This window comes from Alkanindiges illinoisensis DSM 15370, from assembly GCF_000619845.1.
Lineage (GTDB): Bacteria > Pseudomonadota > Gammaproteobacteria > Pseudomonadales > Moraxellaceae > Alkanindiges > Alkanindiges illinoisensis.
This window is the reverse complement of the sequence record NZ_JHUX01000003.1, coordinates 260,408-280,053: the sequence shown is the minus strand read 5'-3', so window position 1 is coordinate 280,053 and position 19,646 is coordinate 260,408. Positions and strand designations below refer to the sequence as shown.

21 protein-coding genes are annotated in these 19,646 nt (G+C 46.7%); 7 read left to right on the top strand and 14 right to left on the bottom strand.

Annotated features, from left to right (window positions below; genetic code table 11):
* The first annotated feature begins 78 nt into the window (after positions 1 to 78).
* The 5 genes from Q337_RS0101435 to folE all read left to right on the top strand — a co-directional run bounded on the left by Q337_RS0101435 (position 79) and on the right by folE (position 4,256).
* Positions 79 to 663, top strand: coding sequence for an anthranilate synthase component II (locus tag Q337_RS0101435; RefSeq protein WP_026470064.1), 585 nt, complete (start codon positions 79 to 81; stop codon positions 661 to 663).
* Between the two features lie 10 nt (positions 664 to 673).
* Entirely contained in the window at positions 674 to 1,723 is a 1,050-nt protein-coding gene (gene trpD / locus Q337_RS0101430; protein WP_026470063.1) for an anthranilate phosphoribosyltransferase, read from the top strand.
* Positions 1,724 to 1,794: 71 nt separating this feature from the next.
* Positions 1,795 to 2,613 (top strand): indole-3-glycerol phosphate synthase TrpC, encoded by an 819-nt coding sequence (gene trpC / locus Q337_RS0101425; RefSeq protein WP_026470062.1) that lies wholly within the window; start codon positions 1,795 to 1,797, stop codon positions 2,611 to 2,613.
* Between the two features lie 119 nt (positions 2,614 to 2,732).
* The gene (locus Q337_RS16365) at positions 2,733 to 3,461 is read left to right on the top strand and encodes a Smr/MutS family protein (protein ID WP_051526476.1); all 729 of its coding nucleotides are present in this window, start codon (positions 2,733 to 2,735) and stop codon (positions 3,459 to 3,461) included.
* A gap of 237 nt (positions 3,462 to 3,698) precedes the next feature.
* On the top strand, positions 3,699 to 4,256 hold the full coding sequence (folE, locus tag Q337_RS0101415; protein ID WP_026470061.1) for a GTP cyclohydrolase I FolE: 558 nt from the start codon (positions 3,699 to 3,701) through the stop codon (positions 4,254 to 4,256).
* 1 nt (position 4,257) lies between these two features.
* On the opposite strand, the gene Q337_RS16360 is transcribed toward folE, so the two are convergent.
* The gene (locus Q337_RS16360; RefSeq protein WP_051526474.1) at positions 4,258 to 4,818 is read right to left on the bottom strand and encodes a GNAT family N-acetyltransferase; all 561 of its coding nucleotides are present in this window, start codon (positions 4,816 to 4,818) and stop codon (positions 4,258 to 4,260) included.
* Positions 4,819 to 5,274: 456 nt separating this feature from the next.
* On the opposite strand from Q337_RS16360, the gene Q337_RS0101405 reads away from it, so the two are divergent.
* Complete coding sequence (locus tag Q337_RS0101405; protein ID WP_026470060.1) at positions 5,275 to 5,895, top strand: Type 1 glutamine amidotransferase-like domain-containing protein; 621 nt, start codon at positions 5,275 to 5,277, stop codon at positions 5,893 to 5,895.
* Positions 5,896 to 5,920: 25 nt separating this feature from the next.
* Here the strand turns inward: Q337_RS0101405 and Q337_RS0101400 are convergent, their stop codons facing one another.
* Together Q337_RS0101400 and hemE are read right to left on the bottom strand one after the other, a co-directional pair.
* A complete protein-coding gene (locus Q337_RS0101400) occupies positions 5,921 to 6,718 on the bottom strand; it encodes a DUF817 family protein (protein ID WP_051526473.1) in 798 nt (265 codons plus the stop codon).
* Positions 6,719 to 6,727: 9 nt separating this feature from the next.
* Positions 6,728 to 7,810, bottom strand: coding sequence for a uroporphyrinogen decarboxylase (gene hemE / locus Q337_RS0101395; protein ID WP_026470058.1), 1,083 nt, complete (start codon positions 7,808 to 7,810; stop codon positions 6,728 to 6,730).
* 216 nt (positions 7,811 to 8,026) lie between these two features.
* Here hemE and Q337_RS0101390 point away from each other — a divergent pair, with 216 nt between their 5' ends.
* Entirely contained in the window at positions 8,027 to 9,277 is a 1,251-nt protein-coding gene (locus tag Q337_RS0101390; RefSeq protein ID WP_026470057.1) for a L,D-transpeptidase family protein, read from the top strand.
* Between the two features lie 78 nt (positions 9,278 to 9,355).
* Here the strand turns inward: Q337_RS0101390 and Q337_RS0101385 are convergent, their stop codons facing one another.
* From Q337_RS0101385 to lepA, 11 genes are all read right to left on the bottom strand, one after another.
* Positions 9,356 to 10,657: an McrC family protein gene (locus tag Q337_RS0101385; protein ID WP_026470056.1), complete on the bottom strand. Its 1,302-nt coding sequence runs from the start codon at positions 10,655 to 10,657 to the stop codon at positions 9,356 to 9,358.
* Positions 10,651 to 12,006 (bottom strand): McrB family protein, encoded by a 1,356-nt coding sequence (locus Q337_RS16355; RefSeq protein ID WP_169733731.1) that lies wholly within the window; start codon positions 12,004 to 12,006, stop codon positions 10,651 to 10,653. The genes Q337_RS0101385 and Q337_RS16355 overlap by 7 nt, the downstream gene beginning before the upstream one ends.
* 38 nt (positions 12,007 to 12,044) lie before the next feature.
* On the bottom strand, positions 12,045 to 12,665 hold the full coding sequence (gene miaE / locus Q337_RS16350; RefSeq protein WP_034279150.1) for a tRNA-(ms[2]io[6]A)-hydroxylase: 621 nt from the start codon (positions 12,663 to 12,665) through the stop codon (positions 12,045 to 12,047).
* 42 nt (positions 12,666 to 12,707) lie between these two features.
* A complete protein-coding gene (pdxJ, locus tag Q337_RS0101375; RefSeq protein WP_026470055.1) occupies positions 12,708 to 13,430 on the bottom strand; it encodes a pyridoxine 5'-phosphate synthase in 723 nt (240 codons plus the stop codon).
* 90 nt (positions 13,431 to 13,520) lie between these two features.
* Positions 13,521 to 14,225: a DNA repair protein RecO gene (gene recO, locus Q337_RS0101370; protein WP_026470054.1), complete on the bottom strand. Its 705-nt coding sequence runs from the start codon at positions 14,223 to 14,225 to the stop codon at positions 13,521 to 13,523.
* A 99-nt stretch (positions 14,226 to 14,324) separates the two neighbouring features.
* On the bottom strand, positions 14,325 to 14,507 hold the full coding sequence (locus Q337_RS16345; protein ID WP_034279149.1) for an NF038104 family lipoprotein: 183 nt from the start codon (positions 14,505 to 14,507) through the stop codon (positions 14,325 to 14,327).
* Between the two features lie 60 nt (positions 14,508 to 14,567).
* Positions 14,568 to 15,632 (bottom strand): GTPase Era, encoded by a 1,065-nt coding sequence (era, locus tag Q337_RS0101360; RefSeq protein WP_051526691.1) that lies wholly within the window; start codon positions 15,630 to 15,632, stop codon positions 14,568 to 14,570.
* 35 nt (positions 15,633 to 15,667) lie between these two features.
* Positions 15,668 to 16,357 (bottom strand): ribonuclease III, encoded by a 690-nt coding sequence (gene rnc, locus Q337_RS0101355; protein WP_026470052.1) that lies wholly within the window; start codon positions 16,355 to 16,357, stop codon positions 15,668 to 15,670.
* A 42-nt stretch (positions 16,358 to 16,399) separates the two neighbouring features.
* On the bottom strand, positions 16,400 to 16,786 hold the full coding sequence (locus Q337_RS0101350; protein WP_228133060.1) for a DUF4845 domain-containing protein: 387 nt from the start codon (positions 16,784 to 16,786) through the stop codon (positions 16,400 to 16,402).
* Between the two features lie 37 nt (positions 16,787 to 16,823).
* Entirely contained in the window at positions 16,824 to 17,642 is an 819-nt protein-coding gene (gene lepB / locus Q337_RS0101345) for a signal peptidase I (protein ID WP_026470050.1), read from the bottom strand.
* Positions 17,643 to 17,741: 99 nt separating this feature from the next.
* The gene (gene lepA, locus Q337_RS0101340; RefSeq protein WP_026470049.1) at positions 17,742 to 19,562 is read right to left on the bottom strand and encodes a translation elongation factor 4; all 1,821 of its coding nucleotides are present in this window, start codon (positions 19,560 to 19,562) and stop codon (positions 17,742 to 17,744) included.
* Positions 19,563 to 19,646: the final 84 nt, after the last annotated feature.

The window sequence follows — 19,646 nt, the reverse complement described above, 5'->3', positions numbered from 1 at the left end:
CACCAAACGGGTACGCTAACGGGTATCTTCAACACCATCAATGAAATAATCTTTTAATTTCATAAGGTTGCAATTAATATGCTTCTCATGCTCGATAACTATGATTCTTTTACCTATAACATTGTCCAGTACTTTGGGGAACTGGCGCAGGATGTAAAGGTAATTCGTAATGATCAGGTGACCATTGAGCAAATTGAAGCATGGCAACCCAAATATATTGTGATTGGCCCTGGCCCTTGCTCACCCAATGAAGCTGGCATTTCACTGCAAGCCATTCAGCATTTTGCCGGTAAAATTCCATTGCTGGGTGTTTGTCTGGGTCATCAGGCCATTGGACAGGCCTTTGGCGGGGATGTGGTGCGTGCCCGCGAAGTGATGCATGGTCGCCTGTCTGCCATGTATCATGCCAATGTCGGTATTTTTAAAGATTTGACCAATCCTTATCAGGCCACACGGTATCATTCATTAGTAGTGGATAAAAATACCCTGCCCGATTGTCTGGAAGTCACTGCATGGACGCAAAATGCTAACGGCCAACTGGATGAAATTATGGGGCTGCGTCATAAAACCCTGCCCATCGAAGGTGTGCAATTCCATCCTGAATCCATTTTAAGTGAACATGGACATCAGTTATTAAAAAACTTTATTGATGAATATGCTTAAGGGGTAAGAAATGGATATTCAAACTGCCCTTGAACAGGTGGTACGTCATATTGACCTGTCCCAGTCTGAAATGCGCGATGTAATGCGCGTGATCATGACAGGTGAAGCCACGAGCGCACAAATTGGCGGACTGCTGGTTGGCCTGCGCATGAAGGGTGAAAGCATTGATGAAATTACGGCAGCCGCCAGCGTGATGCGTGAGCTGATGTTGCCGGTGCAGGTTTCGGATTTGCCGCACCTGATTGATATTGTTGGCACAGGTGGTGATGGCCAGCACTTATTTAATGTATCGACTGCCTCAGCGTTTGTGGCGGCGGCGGCTGGTGCTCATGTTGCCAAGCATGGTAATCGCGGTGTGTCCAGCAAGTCCGGCAGCTCTGATTTGCTGGATCAGGCCGGGATCAAACTTGACTTAAATGTTACCCAAACTGAACGATGTATTCGTGAAATTGGTGTAGGGTTTTTATATGCGCCCAACCATCATGCAGCCATGCGTCATGCAGTTGGCCCACGCCGTGAACTGGGTATGCGTACCCTGTTTAACCTGCTCGGGCCATTGACCAATCCTGCTGGTGCACAACGTTTGGTGATTGGGGTATTCAACGAACGATTATGCCGTCCGATTGCCGAGGTACTGCGTCAGCTAGGCACAGTCCATGCACTGGTTGTGCATTCAAAAGATGGCCTTGATGAAATCAGCCTTGCACAGGCCACCCATGTTGCCGAGCTAAAGGACAATGAAATCCGTGAGTGGCAATTCATTCCGGAAGACTATGGCATTGATAGCCAGAGCCTAATTGGTCTAAATGTTGCAAACTCGCAGGAGAGTTTAAAGCTGATCAGGGATGCGCTGGGACGTGGTAAATCATCACTGGGTGATAAAGCAGCCAGTATGATTGCGCTAAATGCTGGTGCCGGGATATATGTGGCTGGTTTAAGCCGCAATTTGGGCCAGGGAATAAGCTTTGCCCAGGACATTATTTATGGTGGTCAGGCTTTAGAAAAAATGTCAATTTTAGCTGAGTTTACGCAGAGTCTGACTGAATCAGTCAACACTTAACCCTGCCAGAACGCTGGCGTCCATTTGACTTGTAGTTGTTGTGATCACTTTATTTTAGGACTTTAATGGATATGGTACGGACAGAAGACACTATTCTTGGAAAGATTGTCGCCCGTAAACGTGAAGAAGTTGATTTGCGTGAGAAAAAACTCTCGCTGAATGATCTGGAACAACGTGCAAAGGGTGTTTCACCCACTCGCGGTTTTGCCAAGGCATTGCAAGGCAAAAAACCGGCAGTCATTGCTGAAATCAAAAAGGCATCGCCGTCACAAGGGGTTATCCGTGAAAACTTCAAGCCAGCAGAAATTGCTGTCCAGTACGAAAAAGCCGGTGCTGCCTGTTTGTCAGTGCTCACTGACGTTGATTTTTTTGCGGGCAATGACCAGAACCTGAAACTGGCACGCAGTGTGACCAAGCTGCCTGCATTACGTAAGGATTTCATGATCTCTCCTTACCAGATTGTGGAAAGCCGCGCGCTGGAAGCTGACTGTGTACTGCTGATTGCGGCATGTTTGTCTGATGACCAAATGCAGGAAATGGCTTCAGTGGCTCGTGAACATGGCATGGATGTGTTGGTTGAAGTGCATAATCACAGTGAGCTGGATCGTGCCTTAAAACTGCCTAGTTCTGCCATTATTGGCATTAATAACCGTAACCTGAAAAATTTTGCCGTGAGCCTGAATGTTACATTGGGTCTAAAGCAATATGTCCCCAGTGATCGTATGCTGGTGACTGAAAGCGGCATCAAAACCCGCAATGACGTAGATCTGATGCTGGCCAATGGGGTAAATAGCTTTCTGGTCGGCGAAAGCTTTATGCGTGAAGCCAATCCGGGCACTGCATTAACCCAGTTATTCGGGCAGCCTAAAGCCATCAGCAGTTCTAGCTGATTGCCTGAATTCAGATAGGTTCAATAGCCTGTTTTAATCATTTGACCCCTTTTTTGGCTTGCCTGCGGTTTGGCCTGCTAATTAGGGGGCAGCTTTTTGTAGGGTCTAAAAGGCATATTATGGCTAAATCTTCCTCGCTCAATAAAGACACACAACAGGCTTTACGGGAATTAAAGCAGCAACTTAAAGCTGCGCCGGTTACTACTATAACTGCATCAGCCAAGACTGCAAATATTAAAGGCGCATCCGGCAAGGCGCCAGAAGAAACCCCGGATGATGAAAAACTCTTTGCACAGGCTATGCGTGGCGTTAAGCCAATAAAAACAGATGAAACACCAGTACCTGCCTCTGCCAGGCCAAAGAAACCCAGTGCCCAGATTCTGGCACGGCGGGCGGCTGCGGTGGGTGTGGATGAAGCGGGCATGCAAGGCATTTCTGATACGCAGGCCATGCTTAACCCAGTGGCCAGTGAAGCCGTTTTAAGTTATCGGCTGGCAACCTTGCAACACCGTATTTTTGAACAATTAAAAACAGGCAAACTGCGCTGGTATGAAGCGGTGGACCTGCATGGCTGTACCATTGAAGAAGCCCGTAGTGCCGTGCTGCAAATTATTGAAATGGCACGACAAGCCAATGAAAATGTCATTAAAATTGTACACGGCAAAGGGCCGCAAGCCATTTTAAAAACCTATGTGAATGGCTGGTTACGTCAGCACCGCGAAGTACTGGCCTTTGTCAGTGCGCCATCGGAGCAAGGCGGTACAGGTGCTGTGCTGGTATTAATCAAGCGTGCCGAGCGCCAGTCCAGTGATGAAAAAGCCAATACCTCAAAGCCTAAAACACGTTAATAGCAATCACAGGTTGGTGAAATGGCGCAAGCCAGCCTGACTTAACCGTATTTTCTCTTGAGCTTTTTTCTAATCTTGCCTTTTTCTGGTATCGGTTTTTTCTGCTATAATGACCGCCCTCGATACTGGCCAATCCCGTCCTGCCAAATACCAAGACAAACTGTGGCCAAACTTGATTCCTGCCAGACCCAGCTTCTGACAAGACTGCTTTTCTGCCAAATTAGGTGAACTGACACAATGACTATGCAACAATCTTATGCCAATATCATTTCTGCAATTGGTGAAGATTTAGAACGTCCGGGACTGCTTGACACCCCTGCCCGTGCTGCCAAGGCATTTTCGTTCCTGACGCATGGTTATCACCAATCGCTGGATGAAGTCACCAATAATGCGGTATTTCCCTCTACCAATCGAGAAATGGTTCTGGTTAAGGGCATTGAGTTTTATTCCCTGTGTGAACACCATTTATTGCCATTTATGGGTCAGGCGCATATTGCCTATTTACCCAATGGCCATGTGCTGGGTTTGTCCAAGTTTGCCCGGATTGTAGATATGTATTCACGCCGTTTGCAGATTCAGGAAAACCTGACCCAGCAAATTGCACAGGCTGTGATGGATGCGACAGGCGCGCGCGGTGCAGCGGTGGTCATGGATGCGGCGCATATGTGCATGATGATGCGTGGCGTGCAAAAGCAGCATTCCAGCACCCGCAGTGTATCCATGCTGGGTGAATTTACCACCAATACACAGGCGCGGCAGGAATTTTTGATGGCTGTACCCAATGAGAATATTTAGGCTATAACGCTTCCCGACACTGCTGCAAGCTCAATCGCTGCTGGCCAGCCTCATCAAAGTTAGCTGGGCTTAACCAGTGCTGCATCGCCTTGTGCTGCTGCGGCCATTCGCTGTCCAGCATGGAAAACCAGTCCGTATTGCGATTATGCCCTTTAACAACCGTTGCCTGACGAAATAGTCCTTCGTGCTGGAAAACCAACCTTAAAGCAGCCTGTCTGGATGGCTCATTTAAACTATTGCATTTCCACTCACAGCGGCGATAACCCAGCGTAAATATCTGCTTTAGCAATAAGCACATCACTTCGGTAGCAGCCAGTGTCCGGCGCAGGCTTGCAGAATAATACACATGGCCAATTTCTATACTGCCCGCCCTAGTATCTGCCCGCATCAAGGCACACCAGCCCTGAATCTGCTCACCTGTAAAAATTCCATATAACAATAAATCTTCAGCCAGAATGCCCTGTAGCCAGTGATTAAAGATAAGCTGTGTTGCAAATGGGCCATACGGTAAATAAGTCCAGCAGGACGCATCCGGCTCCTGATTAATTAAAGCCCATAACACTTCGGCATGTTGCGAAAAACCAAGGGGAACAAGCTGGCTATGCTGTCCAGTTAATAGTTGCGTGGTGGCTTGGTGGCGCCTTGCCAGCTTTCAAGCAGTTGCCCAACAGGTTGCCCAAATTCATTGAGTTCGGTCTGTAAATGTGGCGCGAGTATTTTATTCATTATAAAAATCTTTCGTTTGTTGGTTTGATGGTCGTTTAAGAGTTAGCAGTAAGAAATGCTCAGGTGATATGAACTTTTATCATGATTTTATCCTGGCTGGATAAGTAAAAATTCTTGATAATTCTACCCAATCAAAAATTATAAACTAATCAAATGCTGGCTTTAGAATATTTCGATAATAAAGTCATGCTGGGTAAATTCTTTTCAGTTACTACATAACCTCAACAGATCTAAAGCAGGTTTTTAATAGCATAGCTTCATCATAAAAATTACTTCTAGATGGCAGGTCACTATGAAAAAGTTATTTTTAGCCTCTTCCTTTGCGGATGTCAGCCAGTACTTTAGTCAATTTATTGGCGAGAATATCCAGGGCAAAACGGTTACGTTTATTCCCACAGCCAGCAATCTGGAAGACATTAATCATTACATGCAAAACGATAAAAAAGCCTTTGAGGCACTAGGCATTAAGGTCGATGAACTGGATGTTGCCGAAGCTACACCCACATTAATACAGCAAAAAATCACTTCAAATGATTATATTTTTATCGGTGGTGGCAACACTTTTTACCTGTTACACATGCTAAAAGAATCAGGTGCTGACCAGCTAATTATCCAGCAAATACAACAGGGCAAGCCTTATATTGGGACATCAGCGGGCAGTGTGATTGTAGCACCCAATATTGAATATATTGGCTTGATGGATGAAAAAGATAAAGCACCGCTACTGACAGATTATATAGCTTTAAATATGGTGGATTTTTATCCGCTTCCGCATTATGGCAATCCGCCATTTAAGGAAACTGCTGAACAAACATTAAATAAATACCAGCAACAGCTTCATTTATATCCGATCAGTAATACGCAGTTCATTAGCGTCAAGGACAATGATCTTCAAATTGGTGGCATGCGTTAAAAATGCAATTAATCCCATCAGTAAATCAGTGCAGGCGCCAGTTTCCGGCGTCATCACGCTTGCCCATTACCGCCAACACCAGTACCAGACTTAAGGTCAGCAGCAAATACCACGAACCCAGCTTGCCCCAGCCCACCATATGCCATATGTCGGCCTGCGACGGGTAACGCCAGATGTTGGCAAAAGTGGCAATGTTTTCAGACAGCCAGACGATGAAGGCCAAACCCAGCAACAGCGGTAAAAACGGTAGCTGATACTGCTTTTTATCAATTGAAAATAACAGCCGGGTTTTGAAAAATAAAATAACCGAAGCTGCAAACAGGATATTACGGATATCCGGAATAAAAAACTTGGTAAAAAAATTAGCGTACGACAATACAGCCAGCAAACCCAGCCATTTTAAACGGGGCAAATGAACAAAAGACGCCTGATATAAACGCAGGCTACGCGCCAGAAAACTCCCCACTGCCGAATACATAAATCCGGCAAACAGCGGCACATTGGCAATTCTGAAAATAGCTTGTTCCGGATAATGCCATGATCCAATTTTCGGATGGGTTAGAAAAAGCTCCATCAGCATGGCCATGGCATGAAAAATGGCAATCACCCAGGCTTCACGCGGCGTTTCCAGCTTGTAATACACCAGAAATACCTGAATGAGCAAGGCATAGGCCAGCAAGGCATCGTAGCGATAAACCCCGGCAATCGGCCAGCTTATATAATGAGTCATTTGATGAGTAATGACAAAGGCCAGCAGCAGCAGGATGCCAAACAAGGCAGCATACAAACCCAGTATGCTGCCTTTCACTAAGCTTTTTAACACGGCAAAAACTTACAGGCTGGATTGAAAAATCTGGTTGCTAAATTCATGCACGGCATCAACAAACACGCCAGCATGGTCTGGATTGACCCATTGGGTAATGCCATGCCCCAGATTCGCCACATAACCCGTATGAATACCATCCGCATAGGCATCCTGTAGCATGGCTTTTACCGCAGCACGGATACGTTCAGGAGAACCATACAAGGTATTAGGGTCAAGGTTACCCTGTAAAGCCACTTTGCCCTGAACTGTCTGGCGCGCAATACTTAAATGGGTAGTCCAGTCCAGCCCCAGTGCATCTGCGCCACTGTCCAGCATTTGTGGTATCCATTGTCCGCCGCCTTTAGTAAACAAGATGACTGGCACACGGCGGCCTTCATGTTCCTTAATCAAGCCCTGCACGATTTTTTGCATATAATTGAGGGAAAATTCCACATAGTCCCGATGTGCCAGTGCCCCGCCCCAACTATCAAAAATCTGTACTGCCTGTGCGCCTGCACGAATCTGTGCATTCAAATATTCGGTCACGGCAATGGCCAGCTTGTCCAGTAAGGCATGCAACAATTCCGGAGATTGATACAGCATGGTTTTGCTGTGCTGGAACTCCCGACTACTGCCGCCTTCAATCATATAGGTTGCCAGTGTCCACGGACTGCCGGAAAAACCAATGAGCGGCACCTGACCTCCCAACGCCGAGCGAATCGCTTTTACGGCATTCATCACATAATCCAGTGAAATTTCCGGATTAGTCCATTCAAGCTGGGCAATATCCGCTTCAGTACGTACGGTTTTTTTAAATTTTGGTCCTTCACCCACTTCAAAGTACAGGCCCAGTCCCATAGCATCGGGAATGGTTAAAATATCAGAAAACAGGATTGCTGCATCTAGTGCATAACGACGCAAGGGTTGCAGGGTCACTTCACAGGCCAGATCAGTATTCTTGCACAGGCTTAAAAAATCCCCGGCTTGTGCGCGGGTGGCCTTGTATTCCGGCAAATAACGGCCTGCCTGACGCATCATCCAAACTGGCGTACAGTCCACAGGTTCACGGAGTAGCGCTCGCAGGAAACGATCATTTTTGAGTGGCATCATTGAAGGATTCCTCACGGTAGCTTCTTAATTGGCAGGCTAAAACAGGTGGCAAATCATAACAAACTGACGCTTAAATTAATAATTTTGCTTTGTATTTAAATGCAGGCCTAAGTCGCAGGAAACCTGCATATATTTACAGTTGCTCACTGCAAACTGTTGCAGGTTTTGTCATACTAGGTCACTACATAGAAAGTTACATATTTTAGGAAAATTATGATGTTTGCTCGCTCGGCCTTAACAATTGCGCTTGCATTATGTTTAACTCAACCCGCATTTTCAGCAGAAGATAACACCGATAAATCTGTAACTGCTGCTTCTAACAAGACCACTGCTCAGAACACATCCGAAGCAAATCAGGCAGACGAACAAAGCCTGAAGCCAACCATTGTTAATCAGATGTCTGACATTAACACGCAATCAGACAATGAGCCTGATACCAGCAAGCCTGTTACGCCCCAAACCGAGCGCGCTCTGGAAAAGGCTCAGGCGGTAGTAGAAACCCTGCCTGAGAATCCGGCTGCTTCTGATGACAGCAGTAAAACGTCCACGCAGGAAAAATCAGCACAGAACTGGACACTGGATGGCCTAAACAACGCCAATTGGGTCAGTGATCTGGGTAAAGGGCAGTTTGTTGAATATGCCAAGGCACAGGTTTTGCTAAACCGTCATCATGCCTCACCCGGTGTCATTGATGGGATTTCCGGCAAAAACATGCTCAAGGCCATTTCTGCATTTCAGGTCATGAATGGCCTGACCGCCACTGGCCTGCTGGATACCCAGACCTGGGATTTGCTGAGTGCTGGCCAAACCAATGACGTTTTCCAAAGCTACACTCTCACCCAGCAGGATATAGATGGCCCTTATGCGACATCTATTCCACATGATTATGCTGAACAGGCCAAAATGAAAGGGCTTTACTACACGCGCGTGACTGAAATGCTGGGCGAGCGTTTTCACATGGATGAAAACTTCCTGAAGAAACTAAATCCGGAAGCAACTTTTGCCAAAGCCGGTGAAACCATCATTGTTACCAATACCCGTGAAGATTTAAGTGATCCGGTATCGCTAATCATTGCCCATAAAGGCGCAAAACAGGTCTATGCCTTTGACAGCAATAATAAAATGGTAGCAACTTATCCAGCCACGATTGGCAGTACTGATACACCTTCGCCAAAAGGCACTTATCAGGTGAAAGCCGTTGCACCAAATCCGTGGTATGGCTATAACCCAAAAAACTTTATACAGGGCAAAAACATGAAACCGCTGTCCCTGCCACCGGGTCCAAACAATCCAGTGGGTAATATGTGGATTGCCTTGTCCAAGCCATCCTTTGGTATTCATGGCACACCTGAGCCGTCACTAATTTCCAAGACCGCTTCTCACGGTTGTATCCGCCTGACTAACTGGGATGCCAATGCATTGTCCAAACGGGTTAAACCGGGTGTTACCGTTCGTTTTCTGGAATAACCCGTGCTTTGATTGAGTTTTAGTAAAAATAAATGTCCTCCAGTATGGGGGACTTTTTACAGGCCGAATGGTTTAGTTTTAATGTTGATTCGTTGTTGCTGACAATAAGAAAGGCGCATCAACCAGTTCAAACCGTTGCAGGCAAAATGGCAGCAGCCACAAGTGCACCTCGGCATCGCGAATGTGCTGAAACATGGCTTGCTCGACTGACCGGCTAAATTGTGCAGTTTTAGGATAAACCAGACAAACGCTGCCACCCTTTGGTAAATAGGCGGCCGCGTAGGCAAACATCTGGTACAGCTCATGCTCATCCGGCTTAAGCTGGCTAAAGGTGGTTCCGTTTTTGTTTTTCCATTTACTGTCCAGCACGGCAATTGGCTGCTGCTCATCCAGCACCAACAGGTCGGGTTGCAGTTTTTGCTGAGGCTGGTTATTAACCTGCAACAAGGCCGCGGTCTTTTGCTGTTTTTTAAGCTGCCAACCTAGGGGTAACTGCTTTTTAAGCTGACAGGCCACCATGTTTTCAAACAGCTTGTTCATGTCAAACAACAAGCTAAACGCTGGCTGCGGACCCTGTGCAATCGTGGGACTAAATCCGCTAATGATCAGCCTTGCCCATTGCAGCGCACTGCTATAATACTGGGTATTTCGATCCAGCCGCACTGCCTTGAAGTCCTGCTCCGGCTGGCCAGATGCTGGAATATGTGCCATGCGCTGTATACAGGCTTGTGCCAAATGCTGATGATTGGCGGTATGGCTAATGCGCAAAATAATATTTAATGCCAGCCGTAAAATCCGGTTTTCTGCACAATTGGCCTGATATTCCTCATGCTCACTAAAAAAACGCGCCTGATCACTATGGTTATGCCGGACTTGCTGCTGTACCAGTAAGCGTCCACGCAGTACCGCCAGATTATCCTGCTGAATTCGATAATGCTGTTTTAAACCATGCTGCAATACACTCAGAATGCCAGTCAACGCCTGCTGAATGAATAGTTCCAGTAAGGGCATTTTGGCCAGTTGCACCAGCGCCTGTCGGGGTAAAACCTTAAATGGCATGTCTGGCAAGGCTTGCAGCATGTGTAGCAACATCAGGCGCATCTCATCTGGTGCATGCCCAGCCTTACCGGTCTTGGGCAAAATTTCCAGCACATGCCCACAATTGCCCTGTATCACACCAACGTATTGCCGGGTTTTTAAAACGGCTTGCTTGCCATGCCAGTCACGTACCAGCCAAACTTGCGGCTGCGCTAATGTATGGTTAAACAGTTCATCAAACAGCGCTTGCGGAATTTCCCGTAAACCAGATGCTGGTTTTACAGGACTATCGGCTGGATATAACTGTTCATGCTCAAAGCATACGATATGCTGGTTTAGCATATGAGTTGATAGGCCTGAATTTGTGTAAAGGCCGCTTTATTGATGGTATAACTAGTTTGCAAAGGCACATCCGGCATCTCTCCAAATAGTGCTATGGCCTGCTGTTCGCTATTGCCCAGTTGAATAAACTGCAAGTCGACAGGCTTACGATGATCGTTCAGCACTAACCGGATTTTTTGCCAGTCATCAAAGAAATACTCCTGCAATAGCGGAATAATTTTGTGTTGCATAACTGCCTGTAAGTCAGCAAAACCTTCTACTGCACAAAAAAATGCATGCCCCAGTAGATAATCCCGCCCTATAAGCAACTCAATCCGTGCATTAATACTTTGCAGCAACTGACTTAAATCCAGCCCTGCAAGATCACTGTTTACCGGCTTACCCTGCACTGCTTGCTCTAATAGTTCATAATTTGGCTGCATTTCCACAAACTGGAAACGCCGACGCAGGGCAATATCTATAGGGCTTAAGGAACGGTCAGCCGTATTCATGCTAGCATAGATACTGACATTGGGAGGCACACTAAATTTACTGTGCGAATAGGGTAAAACCACTTCCAGGCTATTTGTCCTGCCCTGTCGCTTGTCCAGTTCAATCAGGCTAATCAGCTCGCCAAAAATTTTGGATACATTGCCCCGGTTGATTTCATCAATAAACAAGGCATACGGATGCGCTGGATCAAGCCGGGCGCGTTCGCACAGTTCTACAAAAATGCCACGCCGGATTTCATAACGAATCTGGCCGTTTTCATCGTCATCCAGTACCGGACGCAAACCCTCTACAAAATCCTCATAGCTATAGGATTGATGAAAGGTGACAAAACTATAGCGCTGAATGACCTCAGCAGCTTGCGCGCCATGTTCAATAATTTTTAGCAGTTTTGCCAGATGGGCAATATCATCACTGGCACTGGGCAACAAAAACCACAAGCCTGCTTCGTCCTTATCGAACAATGCCAGGCTTGAGCGTTTATCAGGATTATATTTAACAGTACTGGAATCCAGCGCACTGTGCCGCATCAGTGTGCCCCAGATGGTCTGGCTGATGTTTTCCTTGCGATTGGTGAGCTGCACTTTACAGCGCATTAAAGGATGATTCAAAATTTCCGGCACACGCAGCAGGCGCTTTTCTTCCAGAAACACCAGACAAATCACTTCGCGCCAGCTTAACTCACGTATTTTCTCAGTGAGAAAGGTGTCATGATTCTGTTGTGCCAGCTGCTCGGTGTATTGCTGCTGCAATTGCTGCAACTGCCAGGTTTTACCGGTACCCGGTGTGCCATAAAAAATCAGGTTGACCGCACTGGCATTTGGCAACACCGTTATGGACGTTGTCCTGCTTCTGACCATCGGCTTTTCCTGTTTGTTCTTCATGCGGTCTATTTATATCAGGCTGGGATACCGCTATGAAAACGTAGCTCGGTATCCGATGTGCTAATCAGCTCGGCTTCAAGCTGACGAAAGGTTTCTACCCGAGCGGTGATATCTTCCTTGCTGATGGATTGTGCCAGATTCAGATAATCCTCAAAGTGGCGTGATTCAGACTTCAGCAAATATTTATAAAATCTTGCCAGTTCATCATCCACATAGGATGCTAGTGCAGCAAAACGTTCACAGGAACGTGCTTCCACAAATGCCCCCACAATGAGCACATCAACCAGCGCCTGTGGTTCATAGGTTTTAATTTCCTTGCGCAAACCACCCGCATAACGTCCTGCCGGAATGGCCTGCCACGCCTGCCCGCGTTTTTGCATGATGTCGAGCACCTGCTCGTAATGCAGCATTTCCTCACGTACCAGTTGCGATAGCTTCACCTGCAGGTCCGTATAAAAACCATAGCGAAACATGAGGTTAATGGCCGTGCTGGCCGCCTTTTTTTCACAATTGGCATGATCCTGAATAATTAGCGGAATATTGGCAGGCAGGCAGGCTTCTTGCAGCCAGCTTTCCGGTGTCGCACAGCCTAAAAAAGCCTGAACAGGTTGTAATAAGACGTCAGTAGAACTCATAAGGAAACACATTAACACTGCAAAAAATGAATAAGAAATCGCCTACTGCGTGGCCTGTGCAATGGCCTGTTTCATATCCTGCACTGCCTGACGCAAGCCCACAAAAACACTGTCCGCAATAATGGCATGACCGATGTTTAACTCATGAATATGCGGCAGGCGCGCAATGGCTGCTACATTGTGCAAATTCAGGCCATGCCCGGCATTTACAATCAAGCGCGAGGCCGCATAGTTTACTGCATCGGTAATGCGCTGTAGCTCATATGCCAGCTCAGTGCCCGCCGCTTCGGCATAAGCCCCGGTATGCAGTTCAATGGTGGGCGCACCGCACTCAATTGCCGCATCAATTTGTCGAGGTTCCGGGTCAATAAACAATGAAACCTCACAACCTGCCTGCGTGAGTTTACGGGTTGCTGCCTTGATTTTCTGGATTTGCCCGGCGACATCAAGTCCACCTTCGGTAGTCAGTTCTTCACGCTTTTCAGGTACCAGACACACATGCTGTGGCCGGATCTGACAGGCAAAATCCAGCATAAAATCAGTCACGGCAATTTCCAGATTCATGCGGGTTTTAAGCAATGGACGCATCCGAACTACATCATTATCCTGAATATGACGGCGGTCTTCGCGCAAATGCAGGGTAATTCCATCGGCACCGGCTTCCTCACACAGCAAGGCTGCTTTGACCGGATCAGGATAAATGGTTCCCCGCGCCTTTCTCAACGTGGCGACATGATCAATATTAACACCCAGTAAAATGCTCATTGGCTTTGCCACCTTTATTAAGAAATATGAGTTTTAGCACTAAAAACTTTCAGATATAAACAGGATTTCAGCTGATTTTACTGCTGCTATTTAAGTGCCCGACTGCTGTGCAATCCACAGTTCCCTGCTTTTTAGAGGCTTATCGTTCAATAATACGGCCAATGCCTTGCGATAAACCCGGCTTAACATGGCAATCACTTCAGCAGGCAATACTTTCTGGGTAAATGCAAATTCCGGATCAGCCATGGCCAGTATGTATTCACCCAATTCACCTGAATTGTTGGGACTAAAGCCTTCATTCGGCGTAAAGCGATATAGTTGTTGCGGCTGAATGGCAATGCCTAAAAAATCCTGTGCGAAGTTAATTGCATAGCCCAGCTCAGCCAGCAGTACCGACTCAAATCGCCGTAATGCGGTCATTAGCGCCAGATTGCCGTCATCCGGTATAGGCAAGTTTTGCAGTTCATCCAGTAACTGACTATAGGCGCCAAAAGCGTTGGGCAAGGCTTCTTCCAGTGGTGCTAGCCTAACCAGCAATTCGTTGGCATAGAAACCGGCAAACAGGGCTGAACCCTGCAAGTTTTTAGGGGCACCGACCCATTCAATTTTACTCAAGCTTTTTAAGGCAGACTTACCAGATGCATATAACAGAACAGGCTGGTACAGCGGAACTTGCGCCCCACGAACCACGCCATCAATTCGGCCAAATTCCAGCGAAAAAAAATGAACCAGTTTACTGTTTTCACGATAAGCACGCTGGTGAAGCATAAACCCATGCAAGAGCTGCTGGCGCACTTTTATAATTCCATAACTATAAACACCTGAGCATTGCAGCACAAAACCGCATGATAGTGCTTTTTATTTTTGTCACTGGCTTGCCCAGCATGCTAGCCCTTATTCTTTCTGCTCATCGTCATCATCAGGAATGGCAGCACCAACCACGGCACCAGTGCCCTTAACCACGGCCTTGGTGGTGCCATACGCCACTTTTACTGGTACGGTGACCACCTTGGTACCCAGGCAGGCTTGCAGGCCAAGCGCCAGCGTTAATAGGGTCAATACATTTATCAACTTCATTATCACATCCCGCCTACTAAATCTGACTAAGCTACTGGTAACCCTTGTGCATTAATCCGCTCAGATATCACTATAGCCCAAGCTTTTTAATGCACGCTCATCATCCGACCAGCCACCTTTGACCTTCACCCATAAGGTGAGCATGACTTTTTGCTCAAACATTTTTTCCATGTCGATACGGGCTTCCATACCAATTTGTTTAAGCTTGCGGCCTTTGTCACCAATCACAATCAGTTTCTGGCCCTGACGTTCCACCAATATTGTGGCATCAATATATAAACAGGCTGGCTTGGGTTTGCCAGTTTTTTCATTAATCGTGGCGGGTTCTTCCTTAAAGGATTCAATTTGCACCGCCAGATCATAAGGCAACTCTTCACCCAGTTGACGCATGATTTTTTCACGCACAATTTCACTGGCCAAAAAGCGCTCTGAACGATCCGTTAACTGGTCAATAGCATACATCGGTGGTGCAAAAGGCAGATATTTGGCAATCACCTCATGCAAATGCTCAAGATTGGCACCGCGCAAGGCAGAAACTGGCACAATATCGCTAAACTTCATTCGTTTGCCATGCTGCTCTATTAACGGTAGCAAGGTGCGTTTTTCTTCAATGGTATCTACCTTATTGATCACCATAATAACTGGCATATCAGCATTCTTGAGCTTTTCCAGCACCAACTCATCATCTGGCACCCATTTCATGCTATCCACCACGAACAGCACCAGATTCACATCACGCAAGGCAGATGAAGCCGCACGGTTCATCATTTTGTTGATGGCGCGCACTTCTTTTTTATGCATGCCCGGTGTATCAACATAGACAGCCTGTACGTTATCGCGGGTATCAATACCCACAATTTTATGACGGGTGGTTTGTGGCTTGCGCGACGTGATCGAGAGCTTCTGGCCAATCAGGTGGTTCATCAATGTCGATTTGCCCACATTAGGACGGCCAACAATTGCCACAAAGCCACAACGGAAGTCTGCCGGAATCTCGGCAGGGCTATCTTTAAAGAACTGACCAATGACATCCTGCGGACTAGCATGGTCTGCATTGTCACTATTGCTGCTGTCACTTGTCGTTATCGCGTTAGCCTGAGAATCATCCTTTTCAGGATTTTGCATTTCAGAATTTGAATGAATATTGTTGGGTTGCGTGGTCATGATGATGCCTGCTCCAATTGCTTTAAAATGACACTGGCAGCAGTTTGCTCAGCATTACGACGGCTTGCTCCTTCACCTACGGCAACAGGAACATTGGTCACTTGACAGTGAATGGTAAAATGCTGGTTGGGCGCTTCACCACGCACCTCAACCAGTTTGTATTCCGGCAATGGCAGGTGCCGCCCCTGTAAATATTCCTGCAAGCGGGTTTTGGGATCTTTCAGTGCATCGGTTGGCATCAGGTCAGCCAGATAAGGTTCATACCACTTAAGCACCAGCGGCCGGATTTGTTCCAGATCACTACAGTCCAGAAAAATGGCACCAATCAGGGCTTCCACTGTATCGGCCAGAATGGACTCACGATGGTGTCCACCGCTTTTCATCTCACCCGTGCTTAAAATCAGTGATTCACCCAGTTTGAGATCACGGGCAATACAGGCCAGTGACTCCTGACGGACCAGTGTAGCACGCATACGGGTTAATCGCCCTTCCTGTTCCTCAGGAAAACGGTGATACAAGTATTGCGCAATAATCACGCCCAGCAGCGCATCACCGAGAAATTCCAGACGCTCATAATTGTGACGCTGGCTGACTGAACGATGCGTGAGCGCCTGTCTGAACAAACCCTGATCATTAAACTGATAGCCCAGTCGGCTCAGTAAGCGCTGTTGATTAACCAAATTGATGTTTCACCTGCCTATTCATTTTTACCTGTTACGATCATGCTGCTATTTGGCACCTGCCTTAATGGCACGCTGGTCAAACTGCTTTTCAAATGACATGACCAAATCAACATTGCCCATAAAATTTTTGCGGACTTCATAATCCAGTTGTACCACCAGTTCACCACCGCTGTTGCTGACTTTCATAATGTCTTTGGCTTGGACATCACGTAAATTATTCAGGCTAAATTGCTGTTCTAGATCCTGTACAAACTTGGCCGGATCACTGCTGGTTGAACTTCTTAACTTTTCTTCAATTGAGGCATTAATCAGACGGTTGTCCCAGTACGCCGGCCAGGTAATCAGTGCTGCCTTGATTACTATTACTCCCAGCATTATTCCTATCATAATGCCCCAGTAAGAGGCACCACGCTGCGCTTTCATATTGATCATGATATTATTCCTTTTAATGATCCAGTCCCTGCTTTACCTAATTAATCCTACCATTTCTGGCAAAACTTGGAATATGGAAACCCGGTTCTTTATGCATCCATACATAAAAAGCACGACCTGACAGGTTTTGTTCCGGCACAAAGCCCCAGAAACGACTATCCGCACTCTGGTCACGGTTGTCACCCATCATAAAATAATGACCCTGCGGCACCTTAACTTCCCAGTGCTGGCCGTTGGTTGCGGCATATTTGCCACCTTCATTGGCCTGACTGTTAATAAACGGTGCGATAGAAGCAGAGTTAGCACCATTCAACTCACGAATGGTATGGGCATGCGTACCCAGCGTTTCCTGATAAAACCGCTCATATTCAGGATTTCCCTGATCTGCCAAGGCTTTCTTGAAAATCAGCTTACCATTGATGCTTAATGTGCCACGGTCATAGACAATATGGTCGCCCGGCAAGCCCACCACCCGCTTGATATAGTTTACAGTGGGCTGCAAGGGATAACGGAACACCACGACCTCGCCACGCTGGGGTTCACCAGTCTGCAAAAACTTGGTATTACTAATTGGCAGACGCACACCATAGCTATACTTGTTGACCAGAATAAAATCACCAGTCTGCAAGGTAGGTACCATGGATTCAGACGGAATATTGAATGGTTCAACCACAAAGGAACGAATTACTAGCACCAGCGCCAGCACAGGCCAGAAATCATAAGCCCAGCCAATTATAATATTTTCGCCATCGCGGCCGCGAGTTGCGCGTTGCTTCCAGATTAATTTATCCAGTAGCCAGATCATAAAAAAGATCAGCGTTGCTGGTACCAAAATCAAATTAAAATCAAAATCCACAGCGCGTTCCTCTTCAGCAATTTCACTTGCAGCCTAACTGCCTGTTTTGCGACTGCGCAAAGCCTTGCGGAGCAGTGCTCCTCACGCTTATTTGCAGTCTTATTTTTTATCAACCTGTAACACCGCCAAGAACGCTTCTTGAGGAATTTCAACACTCCCCACCTGCTTCATGCGTTTTTTACCTTCTTTTTGCTTGGACAGCAGTTTTTTCTTACGCGATACGTCACCGCCATAGCATTTGGCCAGAACGTTTTTACGCATGGCCTTAACCGTAGAGCGTGCAATGATCTGACCACCAATCGCTGCCTGAATGGCGACATCAAACATCTGACGCGGAATCAGGTCTTTCATTTTTTCAACCAGTGCATTGCCCCGATAACGCGCATCATTACGATGGCAAATCATGGCCAGTGCATCGACTTTTTCACCGTTAATCAGCACATCAACCTTAACCAGACTCGAGCTTTCAAAACGGACAAAATTATAATCCAGCGAGGCAAAACCACGGGATACTGATTTTAAACGGTCAAAGAAATCCATCACCACTTCACCCATGGGGATTTCAAAAGTTACAGCAACCTGATTGCCCAGAAACTTAAGATCTTTTTGAATACCACGGCGCTCAATGCACAAGGTCATCACGTTACCCAGATACTCCTGAGGAACTAAAATATGACACTCGGCAATCGGCTCACGCAAATCTTCAACAGTACCGCCATCCGGCATTTTGGACGGGTTATCAATATAAACGGTGTCGCCATTTTTCTTAACGGCTTCATAAATTACAGTCGGCGCCGATGTAATCAGATCAAGATCGTATTCCCGCTCCAAGCGCTCCTGCACAATTTCCATGTGCAACATACCCAGAAAACCACAGCGAAAACCAAAGCCCAGTGCATCCGAGCTTTCCGGCTCAAAAAATAGCGCGGCGTCATTAATTTGTAGCTTTTGCAATGCTTCGCGAAACGCCTCGAAATCACTGGAATCAATGGGGAATAAACCCGCATAAACCTGTGGCTTAACCTGTTTAAAACCGGGTAATATCTCTACATCAGGGGTACTGTGCAGGGTAATGGTATCACCTACTGGTGCGCCAAAAATGTCCTTAATGCCCGCAATCACAAAGCCAACTTCACCAGCCTCTAGCAAACCAGTTTCTTGATGCTTGGGGTTAAATACGCCCACAGAAGTTACCAGATGGCTCATGCCGGTTGACTTCACCAGCATTTTATCGCCTTTTTTGATACGGCCATGACGTACCCGAACCAAAGACACGACACCCAGATAATTGTCAAACCAGGAATCAATGATCAAGGCCTGTAGCGGTGCATCACGATCTCCGGTTGGCGCAGGAATACGATCTACCAGCGTGGCCAGCAGTTCATCAATGCCCAAGCCTGATTTCGCAGAAACACGCGGCGCATCTTCAGCTTCAATACCAATGATTTCCTCAATTTCCTTGATGACACGTTCTGGCTCAACCTGTGGCAAGTCAATCTTGTTCAGGACAGGTAAAACTTCAAGTCCCTGATCAATTGCGGTATAACAGTTTGCAACGGATTGCGCCTCCACACCTTGTGCAGCATCAACGACCAGCAAAGCCCCTTCGCAGGCCGCCAGCGAGCGAGACACTTCATAGGAAAAATCAACATGACCCGGCGTATCAATAAAATTGAGCTGGTAACGCTCCCCGTTGGGATGATTATAGTAGAGCGTTACTGAGTGAGCCTTAATGGTAATACCACGCTCACGCTCCAGATCCATGGAATCTAGAACCTGCGCCTGCATTTCACGATCCTGCAAGCCGCCACAACGCTGAATAAAACGGTCAGCCAGCGTGGACTTGCCGTGGTCAATATGAGCAATAATCGAGAAGTTTCTAATATTCTCTATTTTACAACGAGTTACGTTACTTGACATTCAATAAAACTCAGCAATATGTACAGCACTTTGTACATAGAATATTTTTGCGGCATTCGATTGAATGCAGGCAATAATTAAAGA

What these genes read in the sequence shown, in the direction of transcription:
- trpC (WP_026470062.1), top strand. Translation starts at nt 1,795, where the DNA reads ATGGTACGGACAGAAGACACTATTCTTGGAAAGATTGTCGCCCGTAAA.
- hemE (WP_026470058.1), bottom strand. Translation starts at nt 7,810, where the DNA reads ATGATGCCACTCAAAAATGATCGTTTCCTGCGAGCGCTACTCCGTGAA.
- trpD (WP_026470063.1), top strand. Translation starts at nt 674, where the DNA reads ATGGATATTCAAACTGCCCTTGAACAGGTGGTACGTCATATTGACCTG.
- folE (WP_026470061.1), top strand. Translation starts at nt 3,699, where the DNA reads ATGACTATGCAACAATCTTATGCCAATATCATTTCTGCAATTGGTGAA.
- Q337_RS16355 (WP_169733731.1), bottom strand. Translation starts at nt 12,006, where the DNA reads ATGGTCAGAAGCAGGACAACGTCCATAACGGTGTTGCCAAATGCCAGT.
- Q337_RS16365 (WP_051526476.1), top strand. Translation starts at nt 2,733, where the DNA reads ATGGCTAAATCTTCCTCGCTCAATAAAGACACACAACAGGCTTTACGG.
- Q337_RS0101350 (WP_228133060.1), bottom strand. Translation starts at nt 16,786, where the DNA reads ATGATCAATATGAAAGCGCAGCGTGGTGCCTCTTACTGGGGCATTATG.
- miaE (WP_034279150.1), bottom strand. Translation starts at nt 12,665, where the DNA reads ATGAGTTCTACTGACGTCTTATTACAACCTGTTCAGGCTTTTTTAGGC.
- lepA (WP_026470049.1), bottom strand. Translation starts at nt 19,562, where the DNA reads ATGTCAAGTAACGTAACTCGTTGTAAAATAGAGAATATTAGAAACTTC.
- Q337_RS16345 (WP_034279149.1), bottom strand. Translation starts at nt 14,507, where the DNA reads ATGAAGTTGATAAATGTATTGACCCTATTAACGCTGGCGCTTGGCCTG.
- Q337_RS0101385 (WP_026470056.1), bottom strand. Translation starts at nt 10,657, where the DNA reads ATGCTAAACCAGCATATCGTATGCTTTGAGCATGAACAGTTATATCCA.
- Q337_RS0101390 (WP_026470057.1), top strand. Translation starts at nt 8,027, where the DNA reads ATGTTTGCTCGCTCGGCCTTAACAATTGCGCTTGCATTATGTTTAACT.
- era (WP_051526691.1), bottom strand. Translation starts at nt 15,632, where the DNA reads ATGCAAAATCCTGAAAAGGATGATTCTCAGGCTAACGCGATAACGACA.
- Q337_RS0101435 (WP_026470064.1), top strand. Translation starts at nt 79, where the DNA reads ATGCTTCTCATGCTCGATAACTATGATTCTTTTACCTATAACATTGTC.
- pdxJ (WP_026470055.1), bottom strand. Translation starts at nt 13,430, where the DNA reads ATGAGCATTTTACTGGGTGTTAATATTGATCATGTCGCCACGTTGAGA.
- Q337_RS0101405 (WP_026470060.1), top strand. Translation starts at nt 5,275, where the DNA reads ATGAAAAAGTTATTTTTAGCCTCTTCCTTTGCGGATGTCAGCCAGTAC.